General features: G+C 39.4%; 12 protein-coding genes. 4 read left to right on the top strand and 8 right to left on the bottom strand.

The features are described 5' to 3' along the window. Positions 1–154 precede the first annotated feature (154 nt). A complete protein-coding gene (locus tag JK629_RS08870; RefSeq protein ID WP_202335283.1) occupies positions 155–490 on the top strand; it encodes an STAS domain-containing protein in 336 nt (111 codons plus the stop codon). Positions 491–640: 150 nt separating this feature from the next. Here JK629_RS08870 and JK629_RS08865 read toward each other — a convergent pair whose 3' ends face one another. The 6 genes from JK629_RS08865 to JK629_RS08840 all read right to left on the bottom strand — a co-directional run bounded on the left by JK629_RS08865 (position 641) and on the right by JK629_RS08840 (position 11,053). Further along, positions 641–3,043, bottom strand: a complete 2,403-nt coding sequence (locus JK629_RS08865; RefSeq protein ID WP_225625977.1) for a TonB-dependent receptor — start codon at positions 3,041–3,043, stop codon at positions 641–643. A gap of 32 nt (positions 3,044–3,075) precedes the next feature. Further along, complete coding sequence (locus tag JK629_RS08860) at positions 3,076–3,681, bottom strand: hypothetical protein (protein ID WP_202335282.1); 606 nt, start codon at positions 3,679–3,681, stop codon at positions 3,076–3,078. A 150-nt stretch (positions 3,682–3,831) separates the two neighbouring features. Beyond that, entirely contained in the window at positions 3,832–5,229 is a 1,398-nt protein-coding gene (locus JK629_RS08855; RefSeq protein ID WP_202335281.1) for an HYR domain-containing protein, read from the bottom strand. Positions 5,230–5,340: 111 nt separating this feature from the next. Further along, positions 5,341–6,231, bottom strand: coding sequence for a DUF808 domain-containing protein (locus JK629_RS08850; RefSeq protein WP_202335280.1), 891 nt, complete (start codon positions 6,229–6,231; stop codon positions 5,341–5,343). 87 nt (positions 6,232–6,318) lie between these two features. Then, the gene (locus tag JK629_RS08845) at positions 6,319–8,460 is read right to left on the bottom strand and encodes a S46 family peptidase (RefSeq protein ID WP_202335279.1); all 2,142 of its coding nucleotides are present in this window, start codon (positions 8,458–8,460) and stop codon (positions 6,319–6,321) included. Positions 8,461–8,695: 235 nt separating this feature from the next. Then, complete coding sequence (locus JK629_RS08840; protein WP_202335278.1) at positions 8,696–11,053, bottom strand: T9SS type A sorting domain-containing protein; 2,358 nt, start codon at positions 11,051–11,053, stop codon at positions 8,696–8,698. Positions 11,054–11,803: 750 nt separating this feature from the next. Here JK629_RS08840 and JK629_RS08835 point away from each other — a divergent pair. Continuing rightward, entirely contained in the window at positions 11,804–13,555 is a 1,752-nt protein-coding gene (locus JK629_RS08835) for a T9SS type A sorting domain-containing protein (RefSeq protein ID WP_202335277.1), read from the top strand. Between the two features lie 96 nt (positions 13,556–13,651). After that, positions 13,652–15,013, top strand: a complete 1,362-nt coding sequence (locus tag JK629_RS08830; protein WP_202335276.1) for a T9SS type A sorting domain-containing protein — start codon at positions 13,652–13,654, stop codon at positions 15,011–15,013. Positions 15,014–15,047: 34 nt separating this feature from the next. On the opposite strand, the gene JK629_RS08825 is transcribed toward JK629_RS08830, so the two are convergent. Beyond that, the gene (locus tag JK629_RS08825; protein WP_202338033.1) at positions 15,048–16,094 is read right to left on the bottom strand and encodes an RluA family pseudouridine synthase; all 1,047 of its coding nucleotides are present in this window, start codon (positions 16,092–16,094) and stop codon (positions 15,048–15,050) included. Then, positions 16,081–16,713 (bottom strand): PASTA domain-containing protein, encoded by a 633-nt coding sequence (locus JK629_RS08820; protein ID WP_202335275.1) that lies wholly within the window; start codon positions 16,711–16,713, stop codon positions 16,081–16,083. Before JK629_RS08820 ends, JK629_RS08825 begins: the two co-directional genes overlap by 14 nt. Before the next feature lie 110 nt (positions 16,714–16,823). Between JK629_RS08820 and JK629_RS08815 the strand changes: the two genes are divergently transcribed. Beyond that, the gene (locus JK629_RS08815) at positions 16,824–17,801 is read left to right on the top strand and encodes a D-alanine--D-alanine ligase (protein ID WP_202335274.1); all 978 of its coding nucleotides are present in this window, start codon (positions 16,824–16,826) and stop codon (positions 17,799–17,801) included. Positions 17,802–17,823 lie beyond the last annotated feature (22 nt).

Here is a 17,823-nt window from a genome sequence, read left to right as displayed (position 1 = left end):
AAAAAATGCATTAGGTAGCTATCTTCGCACAACATTCATCCCTTCCAATTGAAAATCATTTTGTAAATTCACAAATCAAAATTTCTGTCCTAAATCACAATCGCCCTTAAATTCCTACGCAAACCTATGTGATCATTAATTTTAATCACTTAGCATGACATTGCATAGTTTTTTAACCAACCGTTTTTTAAGTTTAGAAGGCAGATTATACAGTGGCAACCTTTCGGAGGTTCAGTTTAAAATTGAAGCCGCACTGGACAAAACCCAATCCTTAATCATTGATCTGGATGCCCTGGAAAAATTTGACCAGGCAGGGGCTTATATGCTTTATATTGCTTCGGAAAAGGCACGGGAGAACAACAAGGAAATTATTCTGTTTTGTAGGGAAAATGATAAGGTGAAATCTATTTTCTCTTTTGTGGGAATTCAATATTACTCAAAAATTCCAAAAAAATATCCTTACATCGGCTTTTTAAATCACTCACATTAAATTCACTATTAATTTAAAAACCCGCACCATAACAGTGCGGGTTTTCTCAAATTAAGTGGGGAGAAATAAGCCATAAGGCTCGATCCAAATATATAAAAAATGTGAATACAAACCCACATATTTTTTTGTCCCCAACCTTTGGAAATTAAACTAAAAATGTGCCGTAATTGAAAGAATAAAATTTCTTCCAGCTCCCGAAATTCCCGAACTATAGGGTCGATAACGTTGATCGGTAAGATTTTCAATCCCGCCACTCACATCAAAGGTATCCGTTAACTTATAAAGGGCCTTAAAGTTAAGGGTGTACCAAGCGGGGGCATACGGATCTCCATTTTTATCAAGCGCATAGATTTCCGTCTTCTCCTTTTCTCCCTCGGGCAACTCGTCAAAATCATATTTCCCTTGATAATTCACGTTCAGCTCCATATGCAACTTATTCGCTTTATAATTTAAGCGCGAAACACCGAAAAATGGTGAAGCGTGGCGTGAAGTACTGGTTTCTCCATTGTCCAATTCCTCTTCACCTTTCTGAAAGTTTACATCTGTTGAAAAGCCAAAACCCTTGGGCAATTTCACCTCCACGCCTGCCTGCACCCCATATACATGTGCCACGGCTGCATTTTGAATTGCTTGCACTTGGCTCAATTCGCCCTGATATATAATGCTGTCCTGTCCATTCAATTTAAAATCCCTGCGCACTAAGGCATTTTTGAGGGATGTGTAATATCCAGTAACATCTACTTTTATAACATCATTAAAAACCTTTGCAATTCCTAAGTCTGCATTGTAGGCATATTCAGGCTTCAAATTTGGATTGGGAACAACAACGCTACCAGGTTCTGAATCAAAAACTTTTCCCACATCATCTACATTTGGCGCTCTAAACGCGCTTCCCAAATTGGCACTTATTACCCACGAATCGTCTGGACGATATACCCCACCAATGCTCCCGGTAAGCGCGCCATTCTTTAAATTGGCTTCTGTGAAGGGAAAGGGGTAAAAAGTAGTGTCAAACTCAGCGTCCAACAACACATAGTTGTAGCGTGCGCCAGCACTTAATGTGAAATTATCGGCTGCTTTAAACTCGTCGGTTACATATACAGCCATTGACTGCCACGTGGATTTTGGATACCGAGCCGGCCCAGTTACAGAAACTTCTGTTGGAACATCTGTTACTTCTCCTTTGGAATTTACATCGTTCAGCACATATTCCACACCGTAAAAAAGAGTATTCCGCTCTCCCGTACCCTTTATAAAATCAAGGTTTGCGGAGTAAGCCCCCACTTCTTCACTTTGTGTATTGCGTTCATTACTGTTAAACGAGCGGTCTATCCTGCTCTCCTCAAACCACTGGTGTGCCAAGCGAAGGCTCAATTGGTCAAAAACCGAATTGTTTGCAGTATGGTTTATGTTTAAATTATTCATCATCCAAATCTGCGGGCCATAATCCCATTCGGCATAACGGGCAGTGCCATTGCGAACACGCGTATGCCTGTCATACCTTCCGTAAGGTGAAGTTTCCGAATAATGAAATCCGTACTGAAAGTCCCAACGCTCATTTGGTTGAAAGCGAATTTTCTGCATCATATTTATTTGCGAATAGGCCGAGGGAACCTGCAACAGTTTATCATCCTGCCAGATCACGACGTCCACGCTGTCCTGTCGTTGTACATAATAATCCTTAATATACTCTTCGGGCCCGTGGCTTCCTTGGCGCAAATGGTCATAATCCCACGACGTGATACTAGTGACAAATGCCCAATTCTTGAAACCCAGATTCACATCAAAATGTCCTGTTTTTTCGTTGTTGGCAGAAGAATAGCGCACATTGGCCTTTCCTGTTACCAATGGCGACTCGGTTAGTGAAAGTCGTGTCGTCAAGGTTTGAAAACTCATTACCCCCCCAATGGCATCACTACCGTAAATTACTGAGCCGGGACCAAAAAGCACCTCGGTGCCTTCAATGGCAAAAGGATCCAGATTGATAACATTTTGAAGATTTCCGGAACGGAAAATTGCCGTGTTCATCCTAACGCCATCCACAGAATATAACAAACGGCTTGTTGCAAAACCACGAATCATGGGGCTGCCTCCACCTTGCTGACTTTTCTGAACAAATACTTTCCCAGAAATACTCAATAAGTCGGCGGCTGTCTGTGGGTTTTGAAGGGCTACATCTTTCGATGAAATAGAAATTATTTTTGACGGAACATCATCACTGCTCTGCCGCCATCGAGATCCAGAGATAACTACCTCGTCAAGATTTAAGTTTGAAATTTCAAGCGAAAGAGAAAACCCCTCTGCCTCCAGCTCGCTATAACTCTTTACCACCGTTTTATAGCCAAGACTGCGTATTTCAATTTTTTCGGCATTCTTAAATGCTGAAACATCAGCCTTGCCTTTGGCATTTGTGGTAACATATAATTTTGAATTTGCGCTAAGGGTAACCAACTCCACCGGTTCGTTGTTCTGCGCATCTGTTATGGTAATGGTTTGTCCGTAGGAAGTTCCCACAATAACCAACAATAACCATAGCATGTATAGTTTTTTCATTTTAAAAATTGGTTTGTTTAATTGTTAAGGTGTCAATAAATAACACAATAGAATGCAGTTTCAATGTGTATTGAAAGCGCTAATGATAAAGTATTGGGTACTAACTGTACTTGGGGAGGTGGCGTGGGAGGACTTAAACGTATGGAACTAAAATTGCGCTCATATGCTATAGGCTGATAAATTTTTTGAAAGTTTTCTAAGGCAGTGGCCTGCCAATCAAAAAATTTTGAACAGAAAAAGGATTGAAAGTAGTTATTTAGTTGCTTTTGGGTTCTTTGCTTGTCCTTATCTTTATCAAAAGTCTGGGTAACCAGCTGTTGCAACTTTTTGTTAAGGGCAGTTTCCTCGTGGTCCCACCAGCATCTATAGTAAATGGTATCTCCTTTTGTTTCCTTGGAAACAACATCATACATCTGTCCCTCGTACTCAAATTCCTTGGAATGTTCCCACCGCAACTTTGTCTCAGCTTCTTCTTTTGAAAATTTCAGCAGCACCAATTCATTTTGGTCTATTCCTGCAATCATCTTCCATTTAATTTCGCGTTTTAGCGCAGCTTTCTCAAAATGGAATAGAAACATTGTTGCCACCGGAGCGAACAGTACTAACAGAAATGCTATGGCAAACAGTCTTTTTTTCAACCTTGAGATTTATTGGAATTCAAATGTCGCAAAATTGAAGGCATTTGCGTAAATTTTTTTGACATTTTATTGTTCAATAAAATCTATATAAAAAGAAAAACCACCCGTAAGTAACAGATGGTTTTCTCTATAGAATTCAAATAAAATAGCTTACTGAACGCTCAACTGCTTAATTGCAGTGCCTTCGGCAGTGGTAATTTTCACTAAATAAATACCATTAGCCAATTCAGAAACATCAAAACTATTGCTGCTGGTTTCCATAAGTTTTTGTCCAGCTACATTATAAACAATTATGCTTTCAACAGTTGCATTAACACTAACTGTTGATTTTGCTGGGTTGGGATATAATACAATTTGAGAAAGTGCAATGTCATTCACACTCAAAAATGGTTCAACCACGACGTCAAAATTGCAGCCCGCAGTGTTTCCGGCATCGTCTGTGGCCTCAATGATTACATTGGTAGTACCTACGCCCACCATCGTTCCCGCAGCAGGAATTTGAAGTGTTGTAAAAGTAGTAGCGCAGTTGTCAGTAATTGTAACCAACCCATCGCCCACGTAATCTGGAAGCTCATACATATCGTTGGAATCTGCCATTACAGTTTGTGTAGGAGGGCATACTATTTCTGGAATTTCTGCATCTATTACAGTAACTGTAAATGTGCAAGTGCTGGAATTACCTGAAGCATCTGTAGCTGTAAATTCTATAGTGGTAACTCCCACTGGAAACTCCGATCCACTAGCAAGGCCTGAAGTCTGAACTACTACTGGGTTAGGATCAGTATCATCAGTGGCAGTTGCAGGATCAAAAGTTACAATAGCGCCACAAATACCCGCATCGTTGTCCTGTTCAATAACTGCAGGACAAGTAATTACGGGAGGAGTAGTATCAGGGGCTGTTCCTGTAATCAAAAATGAGTCAACCGCAAAGTCCTCATCACCAGAATCCACAGAAACAGTTAAACGAAGGTCAAGTACTGCCCCTGTCCCTGTTATAGCTTTGGTAAAAACTTGTGCTGCATCTGTTAAAACATTTCCGTCACCCTCACCATCAAAATCGGTATCTTCTCTAAAGTTTCCGTTGGCAGTTCCCCCGCCACCGGTAAAGTCAGCTCCTTCAAACCAGATAAGATTTTGGTAACCCCCACCGTCAATTTGATAATCTATGCGAAGAAAGTCTAAATCATCAATATCGCCTGGAGCATCAAAAAACTCAGCAAATTCACCGCTAAACATCAAATCGGTAAACCCATCTATGTCTAGCCCGTTCCATTCGATGAATATTGGCAAACTGGCGCCTTCACCATCCAGGTCCATTCCAGTTAAAAATCCACCTGTAAACCCTGTGTAGGCCTTAATCTGTGTTGGAACTGGCTCCCCGTTAAAATCCTCCACTACGGCAAGTCCGAAGAAATCTCCAGCACCGTCAGAAAAGAAAGGTGTTGAAGTAACAAAACCACTATTATCGTCAAAGGTTTCGTTTAAAACCTGCGCAGATGAAGTGGCAGCAATAAGTAATGTAAACAATAAAGTGTAAAATTTATTCATAATAATTTTTAAAGGTTAATACTTTTTCGGCGGCAAATATAGAATTGTATTTGTAGGAAATAAAATGATATTAATCAATTTATCGCTACCAAATTGCTAAAAATTTAATTGTTAGACAGATGCACTTTTCCCTTTTACCCTTCGCCAAAGTTTTTTGAAGATAACCACAACACCTAAACAAATAAAACCTACAATAAGCCCCACGGCAAATTCCAAAAGAAAGGAAGGCAATGAGGGTAATAAATGATGGAAGAAATCTACATTGTGTACAAATATACCGCCCGATACCAATAATAAGGCTATGGTACCTATAACGCTTAAACTTTTAATAACTTTTGGAAGTGCTTGTACCAATAAATTTCCTAGCTTACGTGAAAAACTAGTTTCTGTCTTACTACGTTTTATCAATTTAAAACCCGCTTCATCCATACGTACAATAAGTGCAACAATACCGTAAACTCCAACCGTGGCAAGAATTGCAATAACGCTCACTACCATAATCTGGGTGCCTATGGGTTCTTCTACCACGGTACCCAAAGCTATAATCACAATTTCTAATGACAGGATAAAATCGGTCACAATTGCTGATTTTACACGTTCTTTCTCAATGGCTAAAATTTCAATTTCGGTAAGCCCCTCCTCTACAAAAGATTCCTTCACGTGGGTGTGGGGAAAAAAGAACTCATATATTTTCTCTGCCCCTTCATAAGCCAGATATAATCCCCCTAAAATTAAGATTATGGTCACTGCCCAAGGTAAAAAAGCGCTCAGCAAAAAGGCTATGGGCAGAATAATCAATTTATTTAAAAAAGAGCCTTTGGTAATTGCCCAGAGAACAGGAATTTCACGGGAAGAGGCAAAACCAGAGGCCTTTTCGGCATTCACCGCTAGGTCATCACCCAAAATGCCAGCCGTTTTTTTGGCTGCCACTTTGCTCATCATTGCCACATCGTCCAACAGTGCAGCTATATCATCCAGTATTGCAAAAATTCCTGATGCCATATATTTATAATTATATAAAAAATTAAAACCCCGTAAATTTAAATAAATATACAGGGTTTAATAAAAAGGTATTGGAAGAAAAAGTGTTTATTTTACTATCGTCAATTCATCAATAATATGGCTCGCTCCTGCAAATTTGTCTATTAAAAACAATACATAGCGAATATCTACATTGATGGTGCGTTGCAGTTGATCGTCAAAAATAACGTCGCCCGCCATCGCTTCAATGTTTCCATCAAAGGCCAATCCAATTAATTCACCTTTGCCATTCAGCACTGGCGAACCAGAGTTTCCACCAGTAATATCGTTATCCGTTAAAAAGTTTACTGGCAAATAGCCGTCATCATCAGCATATTGACCAAAATCTTTTTTCTCATATAAGTCTATCAATTTTTGCGGCATATCAAATTCATCATCGCCCGGTTGGTATTTTGCAATAGTCCCCTTCAATGTTGTGTAGTAATTTTTCACAGCATCATTGCGCTTATCTTCCGGCAATGCAATTACCTTTCCATACGTTAAGCGCAGTGTACTATTTGCATCAGGATAGTATTTGGCGTCTGGATTCATCTCACGCATTCCCTGTACCATCAAACGGTATGCACGTTCAAAGTCATTGTTCAATTGCTTTTCTTCTTCAGACTCATAGCGGTAGCGCTTCAGCAAATCTGTGGAAAGTTGGAACAAAGAATCATTCCTTAAAACTTCGGCATTGGGATTTGCCATAAAGGCTTCTACTTTTTCCTTTGATTGAAAAATACTGTTTTCAAAAGCGGTATTTAAATAGTCATTCCATCCTGCTTCACTTTTATTATTGGCAGTTGCAATGCGCGCTACCATAGGCGCAATATTTTCCGCTTTGGTGGAATAAAGCTTCAACTGGGCGGCAAGCACATCTTTTTCTAAAGGCATATAGATACCCTCATAAAGGTCATTAATCTCCGCCTCTAGCTGTGGCTTAACCTCAGCTTGTTTTGCTTCGTTTTGTTGTAAATAATAATCCAGTGCATTGCCCAAGCGGTAAGGAATAGTTGCCATACGGGTACGCAACAACAAGCCCAAGTAATTGTCGTGTGCACTAGCCTTATTGGTATTTTTATAGTAGTTATTAATAACGGGTATCACATTGGCATATTTTTCATTGCCTTTTTTGGAGGCCCATTTCTGAAAAGCTTTTTCTTCCTTTCGTTTGCTTTCCGCAGTTTTATGTTGCGTAAGCGCATCTATCATTCCCTGGCGATTTTTCCAATAATTGGCAATAGACGCATAGCTTGACGCATAGTCAAGTTTTACTTGCTGATCCTTGTCCATATATTTCTTCATTACGTCCATAGAGGTTTTTGAAGCCTCCACCCAAGCTGGATACGCATAATCTACGTTTTGCTGTATGCCGCCTGCGGGCATCCAACGGTTAGTCCTTCCAGGGTATCCAAGGATCATAGCAAAATCGTTTTCCTCAAAACCTTTCAAACTAGTTTTTAAGTGGTATTTGGGTTTCAGGGGCACATTGTTTGGTGAATATTCCGCAGGGTTACCGTCTTTATCAGCATACACTCTAAAAAGTGAAAAATCGCCTGTATGTCTTGGCCATTCCCAGTTGTCGGTATCCCCTCCAAATTTCCCTATGCTTGCCGGCGGTGTACCTACCAATCGCACATCATTATAATCTTGGTAAACGAAGTAGTAAAACTCATTGCCCTGATAAAAGGATTTTACAGAAACGGTATATTTTCCACCCTCGTTGTTTTCCTGCTCAATCTTTGCGATTTCACGGTTTATGGCAGCTTCGCGTTCGGCTTCAGTCATTTTATCATTCACCTGCCCCAAAATGCGTTTTGAAACATCATCCATACGTACAAAAAAGCGAACGGAAAGTTTCTTTGGCTTTAATTCCTCAGCGTAATTTCCCGCCCAAAACCCATTGGTCAAATAATCGTTTTCCGCAGTGGAAAGTTCTGCAATTTGGCTGTAGCCACAATGGTGGTTGGTAAGCACCAAACCGCTATCTGATATAATTTCAGCAGTGCACCCACGGTTAAATTGCACAATGGCATCCTTAAGGCTGGAATTGTTTATGCTATAAATTTCTTCGGGCGTAAGCTGCAGCCCCATTTTTTGCATATCGCGGTAGTTTAACCTTTCAATATGCATTAAAAACCACATACCCTCATTGGCCTGAACAGGCAATACAAAAGTAGCGAGGAGAAAGCAAATAAGTAATTTTTTCATTCTTAAAGGGAGTTATTTATTTATAAAATGCTCAATAAATAGGCGTAAAATACGCTGAAATTTATCGGCTTGTAAATATAAACGCATTCGTCTACTATACTGCGCGAACGTTACCGAAAAGAGCAACTTTAACTTTTTGTTAAGAGAAGATGGTCAATGTTATAAATAGCCCCCCTCCAAGGGAGGGGGGCCCGAAGGCGGGGTGGGTCAGACGGGGTGTGTCAGACACGGTGGGTTATTTTTTCACAATCCGCAAAACACTACTAACATTCCCTGCAACAATACGCACAAAATAATTCCCAGCACTTAGTCCAGAAATATCAATTTGTTCACGATTACTGTTCCCTTTGGAAGTAAGTAAGGTCTGCCCCAGTATATTTACAATCTCAATTGAAGAAATAGAACCCTCTGCCTGAATATTAAGGATATCATTGGCGGGATTTGGAAATGCTACAACCTTTAAAGATTCAAAATCCGCAACCGCCAATTCATCAACAAAAGTGGTGAATACGGTATTGGTTACAATCGCCGCATTAAAGTCAAAGTAGATATCCGCAGCATTTGCCACTACATCGTTAAGTTGAACCGTGGAAACGGGTTTCACTTTAAACGCCACAAAACCTTGGCTTCCTTCAGGGTCCGAAGAAGCCGTGGGCAGGTTGATATTGTCAAAAATAAAATCTATCGACCCATTTACAAGCTGTGTTTTCATAGCGTGGCTGGCATCGAGAACCTTAAATGTTGTCCAGTCCAGTTTTTCATCCAGCGCATCCTGCACGCGTACGTTTATGGCATTCGCGGTTCCCATATTTTGAAAGCGCACCACGTAATGTAGATATTCATCAGCATCATCAATCAATACTTGATAGCCTTCCAATACCTGCTTGTCGTTCGGGTCAAAACTGTTTACCGCAATTTGGTTTAACTGAAAAACATTATCATCAGGTGCGGCATCGCCACTTACGGGATTTACCCTTGCAATATAGGGCAGCACATCGCCACTTTCAACAATGGGCGGTTGCGCCACTTCAAAAACCACTTCAATACTACGGGTTTCAAAAGGGTTTAGGTTGCTGTAATCCCAAGAAATAGTATTTCCGTTTATGGAAGTTTCCGTAGGCGTAGCCTCTACAAACGTTACAAGCATTCCATCAAAATCCAGTTCTACATTGCCGCTCAGTTGGGTAGTGCCCACGTTTTCATAGACCAGTTTATAGCTGGCCTCAAATCCGGGTCGGGCAGCATTTAGTGGCACAAGGGTTACCGCAAGGTCATTGGCGGTGGTGGTTGGCGCGATACAAAAATCAGCAATCTCGGTTTGGTTAAAACCTACAAAAGTATCAACCGCCTGCGCCGGACTTAATGAAAAGTAAGGCGAAAGCCCCAAAACAGTAGTGGTATAAGTATTCTCTGCTACGGTAAGGTTGTAATCGCCTGTGTTTATTGTAGTGGTTGCAAAATTGTTGGTGCCATCCGTAGTGTTTACAAGCAACCTACCAACCCCAACATCGCCACCATCGCAGCCGTTGTTTTCGTCATCGTATTTTACGGTGCCTGTTATATGGTTTAGGTCGCCGTTGGCGATTGTGCAATCCTCAACAAAGGTTGCCAAGGGTGGAATATCTGTAAAGTTGTTTGCGGCGTATTGGGCGTCTTCTACGCAGATAAATTGGAGGTTGGGGTTGTTTGTTAAAGATAGTGCATCCTGAGTACACCCCCCTCCTAATACCTCAGTATTTCCATTTTTTAAATTTATATATTCCAAAGATGGGATATTTCTAACCTTTATATTACATAATTCAGGATTATTAGATAGATCTAATTCAGTAATTAAGGTGTTCGAAATGTTGAGCACTCTTAAATTTATATTTGAAGAAAAGTCGAAATTACTTATAGGGTTTTCTACGGCATAAAATGTTTCTAAAAGTAAATTATTTTCAAGATTCAAATTCGTTAATTCATTATTGGAGACCCATAAAAATCGAACATTTGGGTTTTGAGAAACATCTAACTCACTAATTTCATTTCCAAAGCACCATAATATTTCAAGAAATTGATTATTACTCACGTCCAATCCAACTATATTATTATCACTACAACTAATATTTGTAATATTTGGAAATTGGGAAACATCAATTGTAGTTAAATTATTATTATCACAATTGATTTCTTCCAAATTAGCATTGTTTGATGCACTAATTGTTGTTAAGTTATTTGAACTAATTTGCAGAATCTGCAATAATGGGTTGTTGGAAATATTTAATACTTGAATATTATTATTATAGCAAATAAGTCTTTCTAGGCTTATATTAGAAGAAATATTTAATTCGTTTAAAAAATTGCTTTGACAATTTAATTCTTTCAAATTCTCAAAAGTCTCTATACCAGTTAAATCAATAATAGCCTTCTCTAGTACATATAAAATTTCTACAGCCTCTGCCTCACTATATTGTATCTCCCCATCCCCATTGGTATCAATAACAGGGTTATGGTTTAGCAATGCATTTTTAAAATTGGTATCGGGTATGTTTACTATCTGGCCGCTGGCAAAAAAAGAGGTAAGCAGGGTTAGGGTGAGTAGTAGGTGTTTCATTTTTAAAAGTTTATGAGTTTAGGTGTCGAGGGGTTGATGAGCTTCTGGTTTAACTGGCACAATATATATATATATATATATCCAAAAAATAAAAAAATCTTATTTTAAAAAAATATTCCCCGCCCTAAAAGGGAGGGGTGGCTGCGAAGCAGAAGGGTGGGTACTTGTTATAAAAATAAAAGACAAAACCCCTTCGGTCTTTTGGCAGAAAAAACCAAAAGCCACCTTCCTCTTTAAAAATTTAGAATCTTCTATTTGAAATTATCACAGGGGGAAGGAACTAGTAATATGCAAAAATCCAAAAAAAAAGTAATCGCTCTCCCTGCCCTGTATGGCAGGGGTGGCTGCAAAACAGACGAGGTGATTGCTCCCTAGCTTGAATGGAATGGCAGCTCCTTAGAAGAGAACGCAACTCCAAAAAAATACAGACCAACTAATAATTCAATTATTGTAATAATTACTTATTACTTCCAAACCTGAAAACAAAAAAAATTAAAAATAGAATAATGCATTATATCATAATAAACCAATAGTTTAAAGTATATGTATAGCATATTCATAGTATATATATAGTGTATTTATAGCGTGTTTATAGCGTGTTTAAAGCGTATTTTATAAATATTAAATCCATTACTTCAATATTAAACCCTTCATCCTTTACTGCTGAAAATTTCCAAGTAAGCTTTCTTGCCCCATCTTTTTGATAACCCAACATTTATCGATAGCTTTATAAAAATAAACTGAAAACTTATGAAAAAAACCATTACCCTCCTATCTGCCCTTGCTTTAGCCATAGGCTCCACCGCCCAGCAACAAGGCAAAAAAGCATCTTTAAATCAAGACGGCACCATTTCCGTAGAAATGGTTACACTACCCCAAGATTATAACAATACAGAACAAACCCACGTATTTGACCAACTCTGGCGCTTTGGGGAGCCAGCACATCCCAATTTTAAAAACAGTCGTGGCACCACCTTGGCAGATATTGATAATGATGGTATAGACGAAATACTCTACGGTATCTGGAATACCCTTTATGCCCTTGAAGGTAACGGTACTATACTTTTCCAAAAAACCGTTAGCGGCACCATCCTACTTCCTCCATCGGTTGCAGATTTAAACAACGATGGCACTCTGGAGATTGTACTAAATACAGGAGGTGTTCCCAATGCGGGTCGCGTGTACCTTCTTGATCCCACGGGAGCAGACCTGCCGGGTTGGCCTTTAAACTTTGACGACCACTGGATGATTAACGCCCCAGCATTAGCAGACTTGGATGGCGATGGAATGTTGGAGATTATTACCGGCGAACGCGTAGGGAGCGCCCAAGGCTTTGTGCATGCTATTAAAATGGACGGAACTCCAATAAATGCAAATTGGCCCGTAGAGGTAGCAGCAACCCCTGCTTTCACTCCTTCTATTGCAGATATGGATAATGACGGCAACCTCGATGTGGTTATAGCCGCCTCTTCAGCAGGAATGTATATTTTTGATAACCAAGGGCAAGTATTTCCAGGTTTTCCAGTTTTTGACCCTACAGTAAGTTATTCCTACCAATCCCCAATCCTCGCTGATCTTGATGGGGACGACGACTTGGAAATTATAGGAAGCAACCACGGAGACAATCCCCGCTTCTATGTTATGGAACACGATGGCAACTACAGACTGGGCTGGCCCATCCCTTTGAGTGGTTGGACCTATTCTCCCCCAACAGTGTTGGACATAGATGCAAATGGCACTTTTGAAATCTTTATGTCCGATAGAATTACCAGTGGTACTCCCGGCGTAGAACTTCCCGTTATATATGGCCTGGATGAAAGCAGCAGCAACATACCCAATTTCCCGATAGAAAAATATGGCGGTACCGAAGGTGTACTTTCCATTGCCGATGTCAATGATGATGGTATCTCTGATATTATTTTCCCAAGTGTCCTAACAGATGCTGCTGGTGAAGGCTATATACATGCCTATTCCTTAGACGGGTCTGGTGAAATAGATGGATTTCCTTTACGCCCCCATGGTTTTACCTTTTTGAACGGCGCCGTTTTGGGCGATGTAGACAATGACGGAATGTTAGATCTTACAGCAAATAGTTACACTTTAACTTTTGGCGCAGGAGTAGATTCTACTTTTGTGAATGTGTATAATCTAAACGTACCGTACAACCCAGAAAACATTCATCGCAATGGCTACAAAGGCGACAATACCCGCGATGGCTTTGTGGAAATAGAAGAAATTATGGGTGTTACTGACTTTAACACTGGCTCCATAATTAAAATATTCCCAAATCCTTCAGAAGGAATGTTGTCCTTTAAAATTCCCGAAGCTATGGAAAATGCAAAAGTGAATATTTATAGTATCGATGGAAAAGTAGTTTTTTCAGAAGAAGGTAATCTTGAAAAATCAAACAGTTATAATCTAAAACATTTGAATAATGGAATGTATTTCGTAACAATTTCTGACGGAAAGAAAACATTTACTGCGAAGTGGATGAAGAATTGATTAAATCACTCCGATTAGAATAATTTTAAACAAAAAGCCTCAAATTTTGGAAACTGAACATTATACCTATATTTGAGGCTTACCCTTATATTACTAATGAATTCAAAAATACTATTTTCGGGATTGCTAGTTTTTATTTTTTCTGCATCAAATTTCCTATTTGGGCAGTGCCCTACCGGTTTTGTAACGTTTACTTCGCAAAGTCAGATAGATAATTTTATCATAGATTATCCTAATTGTACAGAAATAAATGGAACTCTCCGAATAGAAGAAGCTGTGTCAGGTGAAATAACAAACCTTAATGGCCTATCCCAAATAATCCGGGTTGAAAATTTACGTATCCTAAATAATGCTGCTCTAACAAACCTTAATGGTCTGAACAATTTAACAGCTGTAACTGATGGAGACACCTACGGACGACTTTATATTATTGGTAATCAAAGTCTACAGAATCTAAGTGGACTTGAGAGTTTGGAAGAAGTTTCTCAAGATTTAAGAATTATTCAAAATCCGATACTTTCATCGATAGAGGGTTTAGAAAGTTTGTCATCAACTACAGCGCACATTCTAATAGAAGAAAACCCTTCCCTAACAAGTTTAATGGGGTTGACCAATCTTACAAGTGCTGATGGGATTCATATTACTGACAATGATTTGCTCTATAATTTAAATGGTCTAAACAATATAACTGAATTAGGTGATCTTAGAATAATAGCAAACCAAAATCTAATAAACTTAGAAGGATTGAATAATTTGGTTACAGTAGGTGAGGAAGGAATAGAAATATATTCTAATCCTAGCTTAGAATCATTTGATGGTTTCGAGAGTCTTGTTTCGAGTGGAGATTTTTATTTATCTGGGAATACAGCAGTAACGAATCTTGAGGGTTTTAGTAATCTCACAACTTCTCTAGGAAGTTTTGGCATTGTCAATGCTCCATTATTAACAAGTTTAAATGGTCTTGAAAACTTGACCAATGTATTTCTTTTATATTTTGAAGGTAATTATTTACTAAATGACATTTCAGCACTCTCAAATATAGATATAAACACCCCGCTATACGAACTTGTTATTCACGGCAGTCCTGAATTAGCTATATGTGATTATCCAAATATCTGTGAGTATTTAAACGACCCAGCCAATGAAGCTATAATATACGATAATGCCCAGGGCTGTAATACTCGTGAAGAAATTTTACAAGACTGTGGTTTGCTTAACAACAATGAAAACTTAGCTGAGAATAATTTTTCAATTTATCCCAATCCTACTTTAAACAATTTTACTATTTCAGGAATTGAAAATGGTGAAGTGCGAATTACAGATAGCCGTGGAAGAGTTTTAAAAAGGATCACTTTAGGAAAAGATGAAACTTCGCTCAATGGTTTGACTGAAGGTGTTTATTTCATAAATATCACCAATGAAAAAGGATCTGTTACCAAGCAAGTAATAAAAATCTAGCCTTTTGGAATTTGGTGCTTGAACTTTGGGATTTCTATTCAATAACATGCTGCGAATAATTCCGCCATTTCTCCAAACACGCTTCCATGTCCTCTGGAATTGGGCATTCAAAACGCATAAATTCACCTGTAACGGGATGCACAAAACCCAAGGTGCGGGCATGCAAAGCTTGACGTGGTAAAACTTTAAAACAGTTTTCAACAAACTGCTTGTATTTAGTGAAAGTTGTTCCTTTCAATATCTTTTCGCCTCCGTAACGCTCATCGTTAAATAGGGTGTGGCCTATGTATTTCATATGCACCCGAATTTGGTGGGTACGGCCTGTTTCCAATCTGCAGGAAACCAACGTAACATACCCCAAACGTTCCAAAACTTTGTAATGGGTAATAGCTGGCTTTCCCTTTTCCTCTTCATCGTTTTCGTAAACGGTGTTTTGTAAGCGGTTTTTGGGATGGCGGCCGATATTTCCTTCAATGGTACCTTCCTCTTCTTCCACATTTCCCCAAACAAGGGCTACATATTCGCGCTCGGTGCTTTTGTCGAAAAACTGTTTGGCGAGGTGCGTCATTGCTTCCTCCGTTTTTGCTATAACTAAAAGTCCGCTGGTGTCTTTATCTATTCTATGTACTAATCCTGGCCTGTTACTCGAATTATTCGGAAGGTTTTCAAAATGATACGTCAGTGCATTTATAAGTGTTCCGCTGTAATTGCCGTGACCGGGATGTACCACCATTCCCGCAGGCTTGTTCACTACGAGTACAGCATCATCTTCATAAACTATGTCGAGAGGAATATTTTCAGGAACAAGCAGAAATTCATATGGCGGATGCTCAAAAAGCACCGTCACCACATCATTGCCCTTCACTTTGTAGTTTGATTTTACGGGAACGCCGTTAACGTAAATATTTCCAGCGGTGGCTGCTTTTTGTATTTTATTGCGGGTCGCTTTTTCAATCAGGTTCATAAGGTATTTATCTACCCTAAGCGCACCCTGTCCTTTGTCTGCCTTAAAACGGTAATGTTCATAAAGATCATCACTGCCATCGGTATCCTCTATTTGCTCTTCGTTAAAATTCGCCATTGTTCGCTTCTTCATTTTCTGTTGGAGCCTCTGGGTTTTCTTCGGAAGGATCGTCTTCAGTTTGAATTCTATTGAGCGATTCATCCCCAACGATTAAATCTATCACTGAAGTTTTCTGCAGCGGTGTGCCCACCTCAAGCTTTTCGCCTTTGTAGCGCATTTCCAAAACGTTGTCGCTAATATGCGGACGGTAACTTATCTTTCCTATTTTGAAACCCATGGCCAATAACGTAGGTTCTGCCTGCCGGCGTGTACGCCCCAACACATCGGGCACTTCAATTTTACGGTAGCCCGAAGGGTTCAGTGTTAAATATAATTTTCGGTCTTCCTTTACAAATTTACCAGGTTTCGGAATTTGTTCGATTACGGAATACTTTGGGTAATCGGGATTGTAATTTGCCGAATCCAAGATTTCATAACGAAGGTCCATTTCGTCCAAGGTCTCCTCCACTTTGTCCAAAGATAGTTTTGCAAGGTTGGGCACCTCTATCGTTTCATTGTGGTTTGTGCTAAAGCGCAACCACCATAATATCAAAAAAGCCATGACTAGCAAGGCTACAATTGCCAATAGCAGCTGCTTTAAAAATACCTTGGAAAATACGAACTGGAAAAAAGTCATACGTTTGTTTGTTAATGCACAAAAATATAAAACCCAAAGTTAGTATCTTTCTATGGATAAGTGATATTTTTGTTTTACCAGTTATTTAACGCAGCTTTTAATGATTTGTTATGGGTAAAAAACATATTGCCGTTGCTATGGGCGGCTATTCCAGCGAGTTTGAAATTTCGATAAACAGCGGCGGCGTGGTTTGCAACGCCCTTGATAAAAATAAATATGAGGTGTATCCCGTCCATATTTTGGAAGAAGGCTGGTACTTTGTAGCAAAAAACGGTTCCAAACATCCCGTAAACAAAGCCGATTTCAGTTTTGTCAATGGTACCGAAACCATCCATCCCGATGCCATTTTCAACACCATCCACGGCACGCCCGGTGAAGATGGTTATCTGCAGGCCTATTGGGAATTGTTGAAAATTCCACATACCAGCACAGATTATTATCAGGCCGCGCTGAGCTTCAACAAACGCGACTGTCTTTCGGTATTGAAAAATTTTGGTATTCGCGCCGCAAATTCCTATTACATAAATGAAGGCGGGGAGATTAACGTTGAAGAAATAGTAAAAAAAACCGGCTTGCCCTGTTTTGTAAAGCCAAATCGCTCTGGCTCCAGTTTCGGCATCAGCAAAGTGAACGATATGGAAGGAATGATGCCAGCAATAGAAAAAGCATTTACCGAAGACACCGAAATCATTATTGAAACAGCTCTCGTTGGAGTTGAAGTTTCGGTGGGAGTTTATAATAGAGGCGAAGAAATAATCGCCCTGCCCGTAACCGAAATTGTTTCGGAAAATGAATTCTTTGACTATGAAGCAAAATACCTTGGGAAGTCGCAGGAAATTACCCCCGCAAGAATTTCAGAAGAAGAAACGGAAATGGTAAAAAAAGAAGCCGTTCGCATATATAAATTACTAAATATGAAGGGAATCACCCGCAGTGAATTTATTATTGAGAAAGGAAAACCATTTTTTCTGGAAATAAACACAAATCCGGGTCTTTCCACAGAAAGCATCGTCCCTAAACAAGCCCGAGAAGCAGGAATGACATTGACGGAATTTTTTGATATTCTTATTCAAAATGTAATAAAATAGTTACTTGTTTCAAGTTTCTAGT

The sequence above is a fragment of the Aequorivita iocasae genome (assembly GCF_016757735.1).
Taxonomy (GTDB): Bacteria; Bacteroidota; Bacteroidia; order Flavobacteriales; family Flavobacteriaceae; genus Aequorivita; species Aequorivita iocasae.
This window is presented reverse-complemented; position numbering and strand designations above follow the sequence as displayed.